The sequence below is a fragment of the Streptomyces sp. 135 genome (genome assembly GCF_020026305.1).
In the GTDB taxonomy this organism is placed as follows: Bacteria; Actinomycetota; Actinomycetes; order Streptomycetales; family Streptomycetaceae; genus Streptomyces.
The window spans coordinates 25,180-41,540 of sequence record NZ_CP075691.1 but is presented as its reverse complement, the minus strand read 5'-3'; the positions used below and the strand labels follow the sequence as shown (position 1 = coordinate 41,540).

Below are 16,361 nucleotides of genomic sequence, written 5' to 3'. Positions count from 1 at the left end.
CGTGTAAGGAGTCCTTGTGTCCACCACCACGACCACGGCGCGCCCCGCCTCGACCGAGCGTGCCGTCGCGATCGCCGCGTCCCTCGCCCCTGTCGCCACCGGCGTCCTGGCCCCGTGGCTGGACGGCGGGGCCGCCTTCACCGCCTCGGCCGCCTACCTCGGCGCAGCCACCCTGACCGGCGCCAACTACATGAACCGCATCCCCGCCCAGCTCGCCCAGGAGCTGCCCGGTGCCGACATCCTGGCCGCGCACCGCACGAGCCTGGGCATCTCCACCCTCACCACCGGCATGGCGCTGGGCATCGGCACACTCCTCGGCGGCCAGGGCGCGGACGCGCTGATGGCCGGGGTGCTGACGCTGCCCTCGGTGCCGGGCATCGTGTCGCTGGGCTGGTGGGCCGCGGTTGCCCTGGTCCCCTACAAGCTCCGCAAGGTCCTGGCCCGCAAGCACACCGCCCACCATCTCCCGGCGCGGCCGGCGCACGCGCCGACGCTGCCGCCGACCCAGTGGCAGCTCATCATGCAGGCCTGGGCGAAGACGATCTCCCACCCGGAGAACGGCACCAACAAGGGCCAGGTCCTCAGCGACCTCGTGGTGCGCCCCAAGCAGTGGACAGGCACCATCACCGCGCCCGCCGGCATCGCGGTCAACGTCACCAAGGAGACCGTCTCCTCCGTATACCGCGTCGACCCCGCCTGGATCCGCTTCGCCGAGGGAGCCCACGCGGGACAGCGGCGCATCACCGTCAACCTGGTCGCCCCCGCCGACCTCGACACCAGCACGCTGGAAGGCGCCTGGGCCAAGTGGGTCGCCCCCCGCGTCATGAAGGGCAGCCACCTCGAGGAAGTCCAGCCGGACCCGATGACCGGCGGCGAAGTCGCCTACGTCGTCGCCGACGACGACACCGCCCGCCTGCCCGTCCCCGACCGCGAAGACCTCGCCGGGGCCCTGCGCACCACCACACTGCTGTGCGCCTACACCCGCGTCCCCGGCGACCCGCGACGCGGCAAGATCCGCATCATGCAGCACAACCCGCTGGAGGACGGCGTCCCCTTCCCCGGCATCGACGTCCTGAAGGCCTCCAAGGGCGGCTACGTCCAGATCGGACGCCACGTCAGCGGACGCCCCGCCCGCCTGCAGTTCACCGACCCGATTCTGGGCGCCCGGCACATCTTCATCGCCGGCGTCACCGGATCCGGCAAGGGCGGCCTGTGCCAGATCATCGCGCTCGCCGACCACGCCAACGGCCACGCCATCATCTACGGCGACCCCAAGGGCTCCTCCAACCCCGACATCGTCTCGATGGCCGCCTACTCAGGCCTGGGCGAAGAAGGCTGCATGGGAGCGCTGCGCGTTGGATACGCCCTGATGAAGTGGCGCATCGCCGAGTCCGGACGGCTCGGCATGAAGAACTTCATCGCCACCCCCGACCGCCCGTGGGTGCGCATGCTCCTGGACGAGGCGCACGTGCCGCTCACCGAGCTCGGCGACGACGAGAAGCGGGAAGCCAAAATCATCCTGGAGGCCATGGGAGCCAAGTCCCGCTCCCTGGGCATCCCCCTCGGCATCGTCAACCAGGCCATCAACGCCGAGAAGCTGGGCGGCTCCACACCGCTGCGCACCAACCTCATCCAGGGCGGCTCATTGGTGCTGCTGCGCACCGACTCCGACCAGTCCAGCCTGGCCTCTACCGGCTTCGAGGGCATCGACCCCGGACAGATCCCCGCGACCTGGAACGTGGAGGAACCGCTCGTCTTCACCGAAGACACCGTGCTGCAGGACCCGCGCTCCACCTTCGGCCTGGGCTACACCCTCGGCCCCGGCGGCGTCGCGGAGATGATGCGCACCTTCATCCTCGAATCCGCCGCCCCCTACGTCGACCACGACCGGATCGCTTACCCCGCGGACTGGCCCGACTGGGAGCACCGGCACGAAATCGCCGCCACCCGATCAACACCGACGGCGAGAGCACCGCACCCAAAACGTTCTCCGGCGTCGACATCCCCAAGACCCCCAAGGCCAAGACCGCCGCAGAGAAGATCCTCGAAGCGATCCGGGACCTCGGCGGCGACTACGACTACGTCGACAAGGCCGACTTCGCGCCCCTGCTCGACATCGAAGAATCCACCCTCGCCAACACCTTGTCCGCCCTCAAGCGCAAGGGCGAGATCCACCTCGAGGTCCTCAACGGCAAGGAACAGCGTGGCCGGTACGCCCTGGGCGCCGATCCGTCCGCGCTCACCGGTGAGGAAGACGCCGCCTGAACCCAAACCTCTACCTGAGCACGTGAAGCGGCCTCTGCCGCCCGGACCCCGATACGGGCGGCAGAGGCCGCTTTTCTGTTTTTGGAGGGCAGTGAAGTGTCCCGCGCGGGACATCTGGCCGCCCCCGGAAGTGTCCCGCGCGGGACACTGGGTCCTCCCGGTAGTGTCCCGCGCGGGACACTTCCGGACGAGATCCGCTGCGGCGAGGTCAGCCGCCAGCGCTATCCGAACCCTCCAACTGCTTCAGCTCCTCCAAGATGTCGCGAGCGAGGATGCGGGCGAGCTCCGGATCCGAGCGCACCGCTGTCCGCACCGAATCACGGTCGTAGCGGCCCGCCTGGAAGCGGACCACGGGAACGCGTTCACCGCCGGCACTGGGCTCGCGGCCGTCCTCGCCCTGCTCCTCCGCGATGGCCAGGGCCAGTGAGTCCCGCGCCTTCACCAGCGTCTTGTGGTCGGTAGAGCCCATCTTCACCGCCACCTCCCACACCCGGCGGCACCGCGCAGCATCGTGCTGCCGCAGCACAGGGGCGAGCACGTCGACCTGCTTCGTGCTCAGCTGCCCCGGATTGAGCGAACGCAGGGCGTCTGCGACCGGCTCCTCATTCACCATCCGGTACGACTCGCTCTTGGAGATACCAGCCGCTCGGCACCAGGGGTTGAATCCGCGGAACGGCTTGCCCGTGGACGGGTCCACTTTGTGCTGCCAGGACTTGGTTCGGTACGTCAGACGCACGGCCGGACCGGCGTACCGGAAGAGCGTCTCGTTGCCGTAGTGCTCGATGGCCTTCTGGACCGTGAGGGCCGCGTCGATGCGCAGCTCGCACGCCTCAATGATGGCGGCCGGCTCAGCGGTGTCATCCGGCAGCTCTGCATCGAGAGTCGTGCGGATCTGCTGAGGGAGCTGGAAGAGGAGCTTGTCCGGCGCGGGGGCCGTCGACGCCTTCCCCGGCTGCTTCGAAGTCCCCTGCGCGGTGCTGCGGTTCCCGACGTCCTGGGCGCCAACCTTCAGTGCCATTACGCCGTCACCTCGTTCTTCGACGCCTTCTGCCTCGGGGTCTTCGCCGCCAGTTGAGCGCGCAGCTTCGCCAGCCCGTCCTGGAGCCGGTCCGTGCTGTGGAGCGACAGCTCATTGGCCAAAGCCATGAAGTCCGAGCGGGCCTGCAAAGCCACCTGGTTGGTCCTGTACTGCGTGCAGACCTGCCCATTGGCCGATGCGTTGGTGTGCACGCGGTAGCGCCGGATCACGGTCTTGGCGACCGGCCATCCGTTGTCCGCGCAGAAGCTACGGGTGTCATCGACATAGACCTCACCCTCCTGAGGCGGCCAGTTGTTGATGACGACCGTGTAGTCCTTGCCGTACGGCTTCAGAACGAGCTCGATCGTTCGCCAGGTGGCATTGAACGATTGCGGCTCCGTGATCATCGGCACCACGACATGCGTGGCTTGGTCCAGGATCGCCCGGAGCATGTCGCCCAGCGGTTCCTCCGACAGCGGGTCCATGCCAGCCTCCACCTGTTCCGGCTTCAGCGGGATGAAGCCGGGCGTGTCGACGTACACGTACCGGTACGGCCAGTCCTTGAGGTCATTGATCGCGTCCATGTCGTGCGCGATGTTGATGACGTCGAAAGGCTGGTCGGCCATCCGGTTTGCCCACCACAGGGCATCCGACTGCGGGTCCCAGACAGCCACCGCCACCTGAGCGTCCCCGTTCTCGTCACGGCCATACGCCTGGGCGTTTATGGCAGCGAGATTCATACCGATGAGGGTCTTGCCGACCCCGCCCTTCTGGGCGAATTGCACGCGGACTTCTGCCACGGCGGGTTTTTCCGTTTGTTTCCCCAGAGCGCTGTAGCACCCGGGTACTGCGGAGCGCCGTCCGCGCGGGTTCACCGCTCATCGGGAGCAGCTACTGCGGACGACGGTGAACACTCTGTCATGCGGCCGGATGCTTGCCGAAGAGGAACGCCCGAAGGGCGCTCAGGCCAGGACGCAGACGACTGCGTGAACTAACGAAGCCCGAACTCCCAGCTCACGGCACTTGAGCTGACCGGTTGTCAGTGGCGGCTGTCAGCATGGCTCTTGAGGCGGGGAAGCCGTAGGGGAGGGAGGGCTGCGTGCCCTGGGTGAATGAGTACAGGCGTAAGGACGGCACGAAGGTCAGCGGGCACTCGCGGTGGGCTGCTGGAGGCCGTCGTGAGATGGCGATCCTGGCAGTGGTCGCCGTGGTCGTGATCGGGGCCGGGAACACGACGGGCAAGAGTTCGGGCTCGGGCTCGCAACGGGATGGTAAGCCGCGGCCCCACTCCACGGCCGTCTACCCGGTGCACTTTCCCGGATGGAAGAAGCCGCCCAAGCCGAAACCGACGGTCTCCTACCCGATCCGCTTCTCACCCAAGGACAGTGCACGGTGACGCGGCCCGCACCGGCACGACGCCGCCGAGGGCGGCAGACCAAACGCCAGCAGCGACAGCAGACCCAGCTCCTGCTGCTCCTGGCGGCAGCGGCAGTGGTGTACATCGTGGTGACATGGCTGCTCGCGCACTGGTGGGTGCTGCTCCTGCTGGTACTGGCAGGCACCGGAACAGGCGCAGCTCTGCTGTATCACCGGCGGCAGAGGGCGATATGGGAAAACGTCCGCCGACAGGGCTTGCGCTACCAGCTCCAGCAGCTGGACGCCCTTGGTCACCGCGACTTCGAGTACGCGGTGCGCGACCTCATGCAGCGTGACGGCTGCAGGGACGCCCGCCAGATCGGCGGCGCCGGCGACAACGGCGCGGACGTCCTGGCCACCGACCCCCTGGGCCGCAAGTGGGTCATCCAATGCAAGCACCGCCAAAACGGCACCCAGGGCTCAGCCGTGGGAACACCCGATCTGCAGCGGGTCAACGGCACCGCCCGCCAGCTCTACGGCGCAGACATCGTCCTGGTCGTCACCAACGGCCGCTTCTCCACCCGCTGCGCGCCGCTGGCGCAGCAGCTGCACATGCACCTGGTCGACCGGCAGCTGCTCGCGGTGTGGGCGGCCGGGTCGCGGCCGCTGTGGGAGCTCCTGCCGAAAATCCCGCCGCCGCGCCGCGCCACACCCCTGAGCTGAGCCGGTCCGTCGTTCACGTCGTCGTGCTGAAGCCGGTCACAACTGCGGTAACCGGCTCCAGCTTGCGGTAAGTGCCGCGCCCACGATGTGCGGGAGGACACCTCACGCCGGGGCTGGTTACTGCACCACGCCGCGCCGACCCAGACGGCGTACGGTCCGCAGTCGGCGACCGCGACGGCCGGCGGCGTCACGGTCACTGCGACGGCGAAGGTGTCGCGGATTGTGTGGGACATGAAGGACCCGGGCGATCCGGGCCGGATCGTCCGCCACGGCCCCGGTACCGAGTACCGGAGTGTCCCGGCGGGTTCTGGCGGGACATCGGGACACAGGCGATCACTTCCCGGGAGTCAGAGGGTCTCTCAGGGAAGTAGTCGGCGTGCCTGCACCCCCTTGACCAGCGTTGTGAGCAGCGGCTTTCTGCCTTGACGGCTGAAGGATGAGGCGCCTCGTAGGGCGTCTCGTACGGCGCCTTGTAGGACGCCTCGTAGAGCACCTCGTACGGCGCCTCGTAGGGCGCCCCGGCGGTCCCGCCCGCTTACCACGCGAGGGGTGCGGACGGGAGCCGTACTTACCACCGCAGGCCAGAGGGCTGGCCCCCTGCTGAGAGCCGTCTTCAATCGCCGGGGGCTGCGGTGGTAAGCGCGTCACACCCCCGACAGCTGGTGGGACATCGGCTGTGACGTCACATGCTCTGACCTGCGTCAACGAAGGGCCGGGGCGGGGTTCCACGGCCCGTCACGTGTGACATCCCTGGCCGCTTCGTAACCCCTGTGATCCCCCCGGTACACCGCGTTACGGTGATCGGCACACTGGCCGTTCCATCCCTCGGGGGGATCTGTGACCACCCGCTCCACCTGCCGTACGGCGTCGCTGTGCGGCGCTCTCACGCTCTCTCTCGCCCTGGCGGCATGTGGGGGAAGCGACGGCGACAGCAAGGCCGCAGACGGCCCGTCAGCCTCTGCTGAACCCGTCCCGGACATCTCGTCCTCGTCGTCGTCCTCCGCCGATGCCGAGGACCCGCAGGCAAGGGAGAAGGCCAAGGTTCTCGATGTCTACTCCCGTATGTGAGAGGCGCAGATGGCCGCCTACGAGAAGGGCTCGCTCAAGGGCACGGACGTGCCGAAGTACGCTGCGTTGAACGCCCTGTCAACGTTCGAGCTGGACCTGCGCGCGATGAGCAAGGCCGGCACCGTCGGCGGCGGCTCGCTCGGGCACGACGCGAGGGTCGACAAGCTCGACCTGGACGCCGAGCAGCCCACCGCCACGGTGGCCGACTGTGTGGATGTCAGCCGGTGGAAGGCCAAGCGCGTCAAGAGCGGCGAGAGCATCCCGCTGCCGAAGGCCCAGCCGCGCCGTTACAAGGCCACCGCCACGGTCGAGAAGTGGGACAAGGGGTGGATGGTCACCGAGTACACCCCGCACGGGGACCAGCGATGCTGAGCCGCGCCGCGGCCCCTGCCGCGCTCGCGCTGGCCGCCGTTGTCTGCTTCCTGACCGCCCCGGCCGCCTCGGCTGACGGCGGGTCGGGCAAGGCGGGCTGCGACAACAGCGCGGTCATCGTCACCGTCTGCGCCCGCGACTTGGCCGCCGCCCCGGCCGGGCCGGGCAGCGCGGCCCGGCCTGCCCACCGTGGAGGCAAAAGCGGCGGGGGCGCTGCCTCGAAGTGCGTGTACGAGAAGGCCGTCCCCCAGCCCCCGGCCCACAACCTCGCGGTCAAGGACGGCAAACGTAAGTAGGTGTTTCTCTTCCTCCAGGAGTAGGCGGCATGCTGGACGGCGGGGCCGCCTCGGCGGGTCGCCGGTTGGATCGGTGAAGACCAGCGTGGCCAGTCGGCGGGTACAGTCCTTGGCCCGGCGAGACAGGCGGCGACTTCGGCACTGTCGCGCACCCTGGCGACGCCAGCCACCTGCCGCACAAGCGCCGCGCGGACCCCGGCCTCCCGGGGTCAACTGACCAGGCGAGACAACTCGTTCGCCATGGGGGGAAGCGAGTTGAGCTTCTCCAGTACACGGCTGCGGAGGAGCTCGTACTCCTCACGTAGCCGGCGCCACTCGGTCATGGGCGGCCGAGGGATGACCGTTCCGCCGGTGACGATCTCCTCCGGCCGGAACTGCTCTCGGGTGAGGTCAATCTCGACCCCCAGTCCTACGCGATTCCACCAGTGGTAATCCCTGCGCTGGCCGTTGACCTGGACCTCACCCCGAATCAGTTCGCCGCCGAGCAGGTCGTTGAGGACCATGGCGGTGACTCCGCACTGGCCCCGGGCTGGGTTGTCCGGGCGCCATCGTGACCGGAACTCCGGCGGGCTCGTGTCAGCATCCCAGCTGCTGTGAACAGCGCGCTCGATGTCAGTAAGAAGCAATGGCGTCACGGCGAGCATCCTCGCAACGACCACTGACAAGGGGGCTGATCCGGCCCTTTCACGGTGCCCCCTGGGAATTGCATAACCTTTTGACCCTTAATAGTTGTCTTTCAACATGGTTGAGCAGAGATAACCGGTGGATCACCTGCGTAGCTCTCCCCGGGCCTTCAGGACGGGCAGAATCGGAGCATGCCTGGTGACGAAACAGCAACGCTGCCAGCGATCTGGCAACTGCCCTTCGAGTTGGCGTGGGAGGCGTTCAGGGCGGGCAGTCGGCCCATCGGAGCCGCATTGATCAATGCCGATGGTGAGGTGGTGGCCAGCGGGCGAAACCGCAGCCAGGAGACAGTTGCCCCACCAGGGCAGCTCTCGGGGACCGCCATCGCCCACGCAGAGATCAATGTGCTGGCTCAGTTGTCGTCCCGGCGCCGGTATGAGGACCACCGTCTTTTCACCACGCTGGAGCCGTGTCTTCTCTGTAGCGGTGCTCTCATTCACGCTCATGTCGGCACCGTGGTCTATGCCGCTCCGGACCCCTTATGGCACGGAATCGAGCAGGCCCCGTCTGTGGGCGGCACCATTGCAGCCCGCTGGGTTCGCAGGGAAGGGCCTGATCCAGGCCCCCTCGCCGTGTTCGGTGCGATGCTCATGCACCTCTGGACCGTCACACACCACAGACAGGTGAACAAGCGGGTAGTGGGAGCTTGTCCGCCCTGGCGCGACAATGCCTCGCCATTCCCGGCTTCGCGGAAACCGAATCGGCTGAAACTGCCTATCAGCTCTCCTTGTTGCGATCGTCGATGCCGGGCTCTAATCGAGCTTCTTGGCCCAAGAAGCGGTAGGGCTCTTGCGGGTCAGGCGCCGTGCCATGAGGGTGATGAACGCCCAGTTGAGGTGGGCTTCGGAGTGCTGAGGAAGACGTTCGTAGTCTCGCGCGTTGCGGCGGGCGTTCATGATCCAGCCGAGGGAGCGTTCGACTTTCCAGCGGCGGGGCAGGACGACGAAGCCACGGGTGCCCTTGGGCCGCAGCACGGGCCGCAGCGACAACCACAAGTGGTCTGCGGTCCAGGCGGGCAGCAGGTCACGGGCGTAGGCGGAGTCCGCCCAGATCTGGGTGATCTGCGGGTGGGTGAGCCGCAGGCGCCAGACAAGGCGCTGACCCGGGCCACGAAGAAGCTGGATGCGGCCACCCAGCGTCGATGCGGCCACAGTCAACACTCTCGCGACCTGCGAATGGGTCAAGAAGGGCGAGCCGCTCTGCCTGATCGGCGACTCCGGCACCGGCAAATCCCACCTGTTGATCGCACTTGGCACCGAGGCCGCCATGCAGGGCTTCCGCGTCCGATACGTCCTGGCCACCAAGCTCGTCAACGAACTGGTCGAGGCCGCAGACGAGAAGCAGCTGACCAAGACCATCGCCCGCTACGGCCGCGTCGACCTCTTATGCATCGATGAGCTCGGCTACATGGAACTCGACCGGCACGGCGCCGAGCTGCTGTTCCAGGTGCTGACCGAGCGCGAAGAGAAGAACAGCGTCGCCATCGCCTCCAACGAGTCGTTCTCCGGCTGGACGAAGACCTTCACCGACCCGCGATTGTGCGCGGCCATCGTCGACCGCCTCACCTTCAACGGCGCGATCATCCAGACCGGCACTGACTCCTACCGCCTCGCCCACGCAAAGGCCCAAGCCCAGGAGGCCGCCATCAGCTGAGGCAGCAGACCGAGCACTTCACCGGCCCCGTGCCCGGGGCGACGGAAGCTCATTGCTCAACTGGGCATCGCCAGCTCCAACTGGCTGACCTCTCCTATTGGTTGTAGAATTTTCCAACCAATAGAGATCAGTGCAATGAGGATAGGCAGGTCGATGAGTTCACAGGTTCCCGACACATCACCCCGGCGGTGGCACGGTGTGCACAAGGCGCTCGCCGATCCCCTGCGCATCCGGCTCTTGGAAGCACTGTGGGAGATGCCGCAATCCGCACGTGAGCTTGCCGACCGTGCCGACCTTCCGCCGGACCGGCTCTACTACCACCTAGGTCAGCTCGAACGGGCCGGGCTGATCGAGATCGCCGAATACCGGCCGCTGGCCCGCGGCAAGGTCGAGCGGGTCTATGCCCCCGCGGTCACGGAACCGCCCAGCGATGCCGCGAGCCCGGAAGAGATGGTCGAGTTCCTCGGCTCGATGCTGGACGCCACCCGGGCCGACATCAGCGCCGCCTACCGGTCCAAGCAGGCTGGCGGCCGCCGGGAGGTCGACCTCCACCGCGGTGCACTGCGGCTGACTGATAAGGCGCTGGCCGAACTACGCGGCCACATAGAACAGCTCACGACCCGGTTCGGGGACCACGACGCCCCAGGAGTCTGGACGCGGGTGGCTATCGCGGTCGTCGACCTGCAAGACCGCCCGCCCTCGGACACCGCTGCCTCTGAGTCTGAGAGGCCGTCATGAATGACAGCGAAGAGTCTCCTGCCAGCCCCGTCTTACGAGCCTCGGACGCCGAGCGCGACCGGGTCGAGGCTCAACTGCAACACCACTACGCGGTTGGCCGGCTGACGCTGCCCGAGCTCGAAGAACGTGTGGCCATGGCCTGCGAAGCACGTACTCGCGATCAACTCGATGCCCTCGTGAGGGACCTGCCGAGCGAGGTGGACGAACCCGCGTCACCCACTCCCGGGATCGACTCCCGCCTGCTGATCATCTTGCTGTGCACTGCGCCACCTGCGGCGCTCGTCTACTGGCTCATCTGCCAGCGCGCGGCACGTCGAAGGCACCCACGGCCGCGGGCCCTGGAAGACGGTCCTGAACACGGAGATCCGTAGCGAGCACCAGGATCGGTCTTGCTGATATCCGCTGTCACTGACATTCCCCAAGGCCGAGTGGCATCAATTCTCATCGACATTGATCGTGCTGGCTTTGTTCACGAGCCGCGTCAGCGGATGTACATGGGTTTGGGAGGCGCCCAGATCCACGGTCGGGTGATGTTCACGAGTTTTGTCAGCGCCGGGGTACTTGCCAGGACAGCATCGGGGTGTTGCCGGTGAAAGGTCCTGGTCATGCCGCAGATGTCGAAGGTCGAGCTGTACGCGGCGATCCGGCGCGACCACCGGGCCGGCATGACGATGCGGGAGCTGGAGCGCAAGTACAACGTCGCCTGGCGGACGGTGCGCAAGGCCCTGAACTCCGCGTGGCCGGAGCCGCGCAAGCCGCTGCCGCCGCGGCCGTCGGCGCTGGATCCGTACAAGGCGGTGATCGACGGGATTCTGAGGGCGGACCTGGATGCGCCGCGCAAGCAGCGGCACACGGTGACCCGGATCTTCCACCGGCTGGTCGAGGAACATGGCGCCGACGTGTCGTATCCGATGGTCAGGCGCTATGTCGCCGACCGCAAGCCGCAGATCGCGGTGGCGGCGGGCAAGGCTCCCATCGAAGCGTTCGTCCCGCAGACCCACCCGCCCGGCATGGAGGCGGAAGTCGACTTCGGTGACGTGGCCGTGCGGCTCGCCGGCGAACTGGTGACCTGCTACCTGTTCTCCTTCCGCCTGTCGTATTCCGGCAAGGCTGTCCACCGCGTGTTCGCCTCGGCCGGCCAGGAAGCCTTCTTCGAGGGCCACGTGCACGCGCTGCGGGTGCTGGGCGGTGTCCCGCGGGGTCGGGTCCGCTACGACAACCTCAAGGCCGCCGTCGCCCAGGTGCTGGGCCTGAGCCGAGCACGGGTGGAAACAGACCGGTGGATCGCCTTCCGCTCCCACTTCGGCATCGAGAGCTTCTACTGCCGCCCGGGCATCGACGGCGCCCACGAGAAGGGTGGGGTCGAGGGGCAGATCGGCTACTTCCGCCGCAACCACTTCACGCCGGTGCCGGAGGTTTCCTCGCTGGCTGAGCTGAACGAGATGGTCGAGCAGTGGGACCTGCACGACGGCCGGCGCCGGATCGGCTCGAGGCCGCGGACCATCGACGAGTACTTCGCCGTCGAACAGCCGCTGCTGATGCCGCTGCCGGATGAGCCGTTCGAGACCGGTCGGGTGTTCACCCCCAGGGTCGACCGCTACAGCCAGATCACGGTCCGCACCAACCGCTACTCGGTGCCCGTCCGTCTGATCGGCAGACGGGTCCGGGTCGTGCTGCACGCCTCCCACCTGGTGGTTTACGACCAGAACGTGGAAGTCGCTCGCCCGGCATGAGCGGCTGATCGCCAAGGCCAGTTGCCGTCTGGAGCTGGACCACTATCTCGAGGCCCTGATCCGCAAGCCTGGTGCCTTTCCCGGCGCCACGGCACTCGAACAGGCCCGCTCGGCGGGCAAGTTCACTCCGGTCCATGATGCCTGGTGGGCTCAGGCCCGCAGGGTCCACGGCGAGCGGGACGGCACCCGGGCCCTGATCGAGGTGCTGCTGCTGGCCCGGCACATCCCGCACGAGCACCTGGTCGCCGGGCTGGCCACCGCCTTGCGGGCCGGGGCCCTGACCGCGGACGCGGTCGCGCTGGAGGCCCGCAAGGCCGCCCAGGCCGAAGACGAACCACCGGCCGCTCTGCCGGCCGGAGCCTCGGGGTCGGCGACCGTGACGTTTCTGCACGAGTGGCGCCTTGCCCACCTTCCGCCGGACACCAGGCCGCTGCCCTCGGTGACCCCCTATGACCAGTTGCTCCGACGCCGTCGCGCCAGCGGCGGCGCCCACCCAGAGGGAGAAGCCCAGTGACCCTGCCCCGCCAGCGAGGCTTGACCGAGCAGGCCGCCGACGCCGCCATCGACACCGCCTGCCGCATGCTGCGGCTGCCGTCGATCCGCAACGAGTTCCCCGACATCGCCGACCGGGCGGTCAAGGACCAGATGACCTACCGCTTCCTCGCCGAGCTGCTGATGACCGAGTGTGACGATCGGGCGCGTCGCCGCTCGGAACGCAGGATCAAGGCGGCCGGCTTCCCGAGGGAGAAGTCGCTTCGGACCTTCGACTTCGACTCCAACCCGAACATCGACCCGGCCACCATCCACACCCTCGCCTCCTGCGAGTGGATCAAGAAGGGACAGCCGCTCTGCCTGATCGGCGACTCCGGCACCGGCAAGTCGCACATGCTCATCGCTCTGGGCACCGAGGCAGCGATGAAGGGCTACCGGGTCCGCTACACGCTGGCCACGAAACTGGTCAACGAGCTGGTCGAGGCCGCGGACGAGAAGCAGCTGAACAAGACGATCGCCCGCTACGGTCGCGTCGACCTGCTCTGCATCGACGAACTCGGCTACATGGAACTCGACCGCCACGGCGCCGAACTGCTCTTCCAGGTCCTGACGGAACGTGAGGAGAAGAACAGCGTCGCCATCGCCTCCAACGAGTCCTTCGGCGGCTGGACGAAGACCTTCACCGACCCGCGGCTCTGCGCGGCCATCGTCGACCGCCTGACCTTCAACGGCACCATCATCGAGACCGGCACCGACTCCTACCGCCTCGCCAGCACCCGGGCACGAGCCGAGCAACCCGCCAAAGCTGGCTGACACCTACCGGTTCTGGCTCGACCGCTGCCCTCACGGCCGACGGTCAAGAAAATCGCTTAATCGCCGACGCGGGCCATAAGCAGCGGCTGGAAGAAGCCTGTCTCTTGCGGCATCCGCCACCGGACGTCGACAAAGCCGGCCTCAGCTGCGAGGCCAGCCAACCGGTCCTGGCTGAGGGCCCAGTAGGTGGTCCGGCGGACCTGGACGTGCCATTCTCCGCCTGCCGGAAGAAGTTGGAAGTGCTCCAGGTCGTAGTGCTCTCCGTCGTCGTGCCAGTGCCAGAGCTGGAAGGTGACCGTTCGTTCTCCGTCGTCGGCGCAGGCGGCGGTCCGGTGGACTTGTGGGGGCGTCGAAACGGGGTGGTCACGCAACAGGTCGTCGTAGTGGCGTGTGCTGACCAGCAGCAGACCGTCAGGGCGCAGCACGCGACGCATCGCGGCCAGGGCGGCGCGCACATCCTGCTCGGTCAGCAGGTGGGGCAGCGAGTTGTCAGCGCAGACGACGACATCGAACCGACCGTCGGGAAACGGGAGGCGTCGCATGTCGGCAGCCGCCGTGCACAGACTGAGGCTCCGGCGGGCGGCCTCACGGCTGGCGCGGGCGATGGCGCGCGGGCTGAGATCGGTGCCGGTGACGCGGTGCCCGCGGAGCGCAAGGCCGATGGCCTGCGTGCCGATTCCGCAGGAACAATCGAGCACCTCGACGCCATCCTGACCGATAAGGGCGTCGAGAGCGTCCCCTTGCCGGCGAATGCTGGCGTCCCAGTCTGAGTAGATCAAGTGGTAGTCGTCGGCCAGTTCGTCGTAAAAGTGCGCCACCGATGTCTCAGGCATGGCCAGAGGCTACCGGGCCTGATCGTCTGGAGGCGCTGGTCGCCTCAGCGGCCCGCACGAACGCCCTCGCCGACGACCGTGCCGTCATTCCCCGTGAACATCTCCGAGCGCGTTGATCGTCGCCTGCTGTCGAAACCCATCGACAAACGCTGCTGCTGAACGTGAACGAAGCCAGACGGCCTGCCGGCCAGCGCGTCGACGTCGTCGGCGACCGCGCGGGCGGGTGCGGAGAGCAGCAACCCGGGTGTTCATAGGTGTCGGGCTGCAGTGCGCCGGGTTCGGACCACGCCAGCACGGCGCGGGCGAGGCGCTCGTGCGTGGTGTGATCGAGCGGCAGCTCCGCGACAAGGTGTCCTTCGGGGCCGAACAGCACGCACGGTGTAACCGTTCAGTAACCGGTCGCGTCGGTGGTTGGGGTCTGCGGCAGGTCGGGCAGGGGCAGCAGGATGCGGAAGGCGCAGCCGTGACCGGGAGCCGTGTCAAGGGTGATGTGGCCGGTGTGTGCGGTGACCAGGGCGTGGGCGATGGGCCGGTCCAGAGACGGGCTGACCAGCAAGATTCACCTGGCCTGTGACAGCCGGGGCCGGCCTCTCGCCTTCGTCGTCACGGGCGGCAACGCCAACGACTGCACCCGGTTCACCGCCGTGATGGAAGCGATCCGAGTGCCCAGGATCGGACCGGGAAGACCCCGCACCGGCCCGATCACGTCCTGGCAGACAAGGGCTACAGCTCCAAGGCGATCCGCGCCTGGCTCCGCCGACGGGGCATACCGCACACGATTCCCGAGCGGGCCGACCAGATCCGCAACCGGGCCCGGCGAGGCAGCCGCGGCGGCCGCCCGCCGGCCTTCGACCGCGAGATCTACACGCACCGCAGCGTCGTGGAACGGTCCTTCAACGCTTGAAGCAGTGGCGGGGCACGCCACCCGCTACGACAAGACCACCCACTCCCGCGAAGATGCCGTCACCCTCGCCTCAGTCCTGATGTGGCGTGCCATTCGAAGAGATCCTGTTGTTCACAGTTGCCTGAGCGGGACGGCTTGGGCCATGCGCTGGTAGCCGGCGTCGTTGGGGTGGACGTGGTCGCTGCTGTCGTAGGCGGGGCGCAGGGTGTAGGGCCGGTTGGGGTTGGCCAGGGCGCGGTCGAAGTCGGCCAGGGCGTCGTAGCCGCTGCTGGTGCCGGCGGTGCGGCGGATCCACTGGTTGAGCTGCGTGCGGATGGTCTCGTTGGTGCCGATGCAGCTGCAGGGCGGAAGGGTGGCGCCGACGGCTTTCAGGCCCCGTTCGTGAGCCCACTTGATCAGGTAGCGGTGACCGTCGATCAGTCGCTGGGCGGTGATCCTGGGCGCGCCCTGGGCGCACCGAGTGGTTCCTGCTTGCTGGCGGATGTCGTTGGTGCCTACGAGCACGATCACCGTCCGTGTTCCGGGCTGGAGGACGACGTCCCGCCGGAAGCGTGCCATGGCCGATTCCCCACCGCAGGGAGACTTGGTCAGCAGCCGGTTGGAGCTGATGCCGGCGTTGAGGACAGGGCGGGGGGTCCTGTTGTTGATCAGGCGTTCGGCGAGCTGGTCGGGGTAGCGGTTGTTCGCGTTGCGGGTGGAGCGAACTCCGTCGGTGAGGGAGTCGCCCAGGGCGACGATGCCGCTGCGTGGTTGTGCCTGGACGCCGCGGACGTCGAGCCGGGTGAGGTAGTACCAGTTCTGTGCGGTTCGTGTGTACGCTCCGCCGCCGGGGTCGACACGGTGGTCGCCCTCAGCCCGGTAGCCGTTGGCGATGGCCTGGCTGTGGTAGGTCGCGGGGCCGGTGCGTTGGGCGAAGTACAGGGTGACGGTGAGCTTCTCCTTCGCCGTGGTGCTCATGCGCAGCGGGTCGCTGTTCAGTTCCCTGCCCGCGGGGATCTGGGCCCACTGCCGGCTGGCGAAGGTGAGGTTGCGCTGGGAGCCGCGTTTGACGGCCGCGCCGGAGGCGGTGCGGGCGATGGTGGCGCCGGTCAGCCGCAGGGGCGTGGTGCCGTACAGGTTGGACAGCCGTACCCGCACCATCGTGCCGCCCATGGTGAGCCGGACGACTTGGCGCACCGACTGGTTGGCGAAGCCCTGGCGCGCCCAGCCGGGAACGTTCGGGTTAAGGGGCTGCTGCGCGGCGGCCCAGCTGCCCCGCCAGAACACCGCAGGAGCAGCGCTGGGACGTTCCGCGGCGCTGTCGGGCATCGGTGTTGCTGCCGCTGGTGAAAGCGGTCCGGCGGCCACGGTGCTTACTGCCGCTGCGCCCGCCAGGAACAGCGCCAGGATTCTCGTCGCTCTCAGTTTCATGGG

13 protein-coding genes and 4 pseudogenes are annotated in these 16,361 nt (G+C 67.9%); 10 read left to right on the top strand and 7 right to left on the bottom strand.

The window, feature by feature from the left end:
• Positions 1 to 16 precede the first annotated feature (16 nt).
• The gene (locus KKZ08_RS00205; protein WP_223772464.1) at positions 17 to 2,692 is read left to right on the top strand and encodes a hypothetical protein; all 2,676 of its coding nucleotides are present in this window, start codon (positions 17 to 19) and stop codon (positions 2,690 to 2,692) included.
• Positions 2,693 to 3,282: 590 nt separating this feature from the next.
• On the opposite strand, the gene KKZ08_RS00200 is transcribed toward KKZ08_RS00205, so the two are convergent.
• Positions 3,283 to 4,083, bottom strand: a complete 801-nt coding sequence (locus KKZ08_RS00200) for a ParA family protein (RefSeq protein ID WP_223772463.1) — start codon at positions 4,081 to 4,083, stop codon at positions 3,283 to 3,285.
• A 592-nt stretch (positions 4,084 to 4,675) separates the two neighbouring features.
• On the opposite strand from KKZ08_RS00200, the gene KKZ08_RS00195 reads away from it, so the two are divergent.
• The 3 genes from KKZ08_RS00195 (at position 4,676) to KKZ08_RS00185 (ending at position 7,098) form a co-directional block, all read left to right on the top strand.
• On the top strand, positions 4,676 to 5,362 hold the full coding sequence (locus KKZ08_RS00195; RefSeq protein WP_223772462.1) for a restriction endonuclease: 687 nt from the start codon (positions 4,676 to 4,678) through the stop codon (positions 5,360 to 5,362).
• Between the two features lie 1,077 nt (positions 5,363 to 6,439).
• A complete protein-coding gene (locus KKZ08_RS00190) occupies positions 6,440 to 6,802 on the top strand; it encodes a hypothetical protein (protein ID WP_223772461.1) in 363 nt (120 codons plus the stop codon).
• Complete coding sequence (locus tag KKZ08_RS00185; protein WP_223772460.1) at positions 6,796 to 7,098, top strand: hypothetical protein; 303 nt, start codon at positions 6,796 to 6,798, stop codon at positions 7,096 to 7,098. Before KKZ08_RS00190 ends, KKZ08_RS00185 begins: the two co-directional genes overlap by 7 nt.
• A 209-nt stretch (positions 7,099 to 7,307) precedes the next feature.
• Here KKZ08_RS00185 and KKZ08_RS00180 read toward each other — a convergent pair whose 3' ends face one another.
• Positions 7,308 to 7,733: a hypothetical protein gene (locus tag KKZ08_RS00180; protein ID WP_223772459.1), complete on the bottom strand. Its 426-nt coding sequence runs from the start codon at positions 7,731 to 7,733 to the stop codon at positions 7,308 to 7,310.
• An 801-nt stretch (positions 7,734 to 8,534) separates the two neighbouring features.
• A pseudogene (locus KKZ08_RS00170) lies at positions 8,535 to 8,882 on the bottom strand (IS5/IS1182 family transposase); the annotation flags it as partial.
• A 31-nt stretch (positions 8,883 to 8,913) separates the two neighbouring features.
• Here KKZ08_RS00170 and KKZ08_RS00165 point away from each other — a divergent pair.
• The 5 genes and pseudogenes from KKZ08_RS00165 to istB all read left to right on the top strand — a co-directional run.
• Positions 8,914 to 9,435: pseudogene (locus tag KKZ08_RS00165) on the top strand (ATP-binding protein); the annotation flags it as partial.
• Positions 9,436 to 9,588: 153 nt separating this feature from the next.
• The gene (locus KKZ08_RS00160; protein WP_223772458.1) at positions 9,589 to 10,173 is read left to right on the top strand and encodes a winged helix-turn-helix domain-containing protein; all 585 of its coding nucleotides are present in this window, start codon (positions 9,589 to 9,591) and stop codon (positions 10,171 to 10,173) included.
• On the top strand, positions 10,170 to 10,544 hold the full coding sequence (locus KKZ08_RS00155) for a DUF1707 domain-containing protein (RefSeq protein ID WP_223772457.1): 375 nt from the start codon (positions 10,170 to 10,172) through the stop codon (positions 10,542 to 10,544). The genes KKZ08_RS00160 and KKZ08_RS00155 overlap by 4 nt, the downstream gene beginning before the upstream one ends.
• Before the next feature lie 243 nt (positions 10,545 to 10,787).
• Positions 10,788 to 12,420: pseudogene (gene istA, locus KKZ08_RS00150) on the top strand (IS21 family transposase).
• The gene (gene istB, locus KKZ08_RS00145; RefSeq protein WP_223772456.1) at positions 12,417 to 13,211 is read left to right on the top strand and encodes an IS21-like element helper ATPase IstB; all 795 of its coding nucleotides are present in this window, start codon (positions 12,417 to 12,419) and stop codon (positions 13,209 to 13,211) included. The pseudogene istA and the gene istB overlap by 4 nt, the downstream one beginning before the upstream one ends.
• A 56-nt stretch (positions 13,212 to 13,267) precedes the next feature.
• Here istB and KKZ08_RS00140 read toward each other — a convergent pair whose 3' ends face one another.
• The 3 genes from KKZ08_RS00140 to KKZ08_RS00130 form a co-directional block, all read right to left on the bottom strand.
• Positions 13,268 to 14,044, bottom strand: a complete 777-nt coding sequence (locus KKZ08_RS00140) for a class I SAM-dependent methyltransferase (RefSeq protein WP_223772455.1) — start codon at positions 14,042 to 14,044, stop codon at positions 13,268 to 13,270.
• A 44-nt stretch (positions 14,045 to 14,088) separates the two neighbouring features.
• A complete protein-coding gene (locus tag KKZ08_RS00135; RefSeq protein ID WP_223772454.1) occupies positions 14,089 to 14,283 on the bottom strand; it encodes a hypothetical protein in 195 nt (64 codons plus the stop codon).
• A gap of 149 nt (positions 14,284 to 14,432) precedes the next feature.
• The gene (locus tag KKZ08_RS00130; RefSeq protein WP_223779364.1) at positions 14,433 to 14,600 is read right to left on the bottom strand and encodes an ATP-binding protein; all 168 of its coding nucleotides are present in this window, start codon (positions 14,598 to 14,600) and stop codon (positions 14,433 to 14,435) included.
• Here KKZ08_RS00130 and KKZ08_RS00125 point away from each other — a divergent pair.
• Positions 14,566 to 15,102 (top strand): annotated as a pseudogene (locus tag KKZ08_RS00125) (IS5 family transposase); the annotation flags it as partial. The gene KKZ08_RS00130 and the pseudogene KKZ08_RS00125 overlap by 35 nt on opposite strands.
• Here the strand turns inward: KKZ08_RS00125 and KKZ08_RS00120 are convergent.
• Positions 15,060 to 16,256: an SGNH/GDSL hydrolase family protein gene (locus KKZ08_RS00120; RefSeq protein ID WP_223772453.1), complete on the bottom strand. Its 1,197-nt coding sequence runs from the start codon at positions 16,254 to 16,256 to the stop codon at positions 15,060 to 15,062. The pseudogene KKZ08_RS00125 and the gene KKZ08_RS00120 overlap by 43 nt on opposite strands.
• Positions 16,257 to 16,361 lie beyond the last annotated feature (105 nt).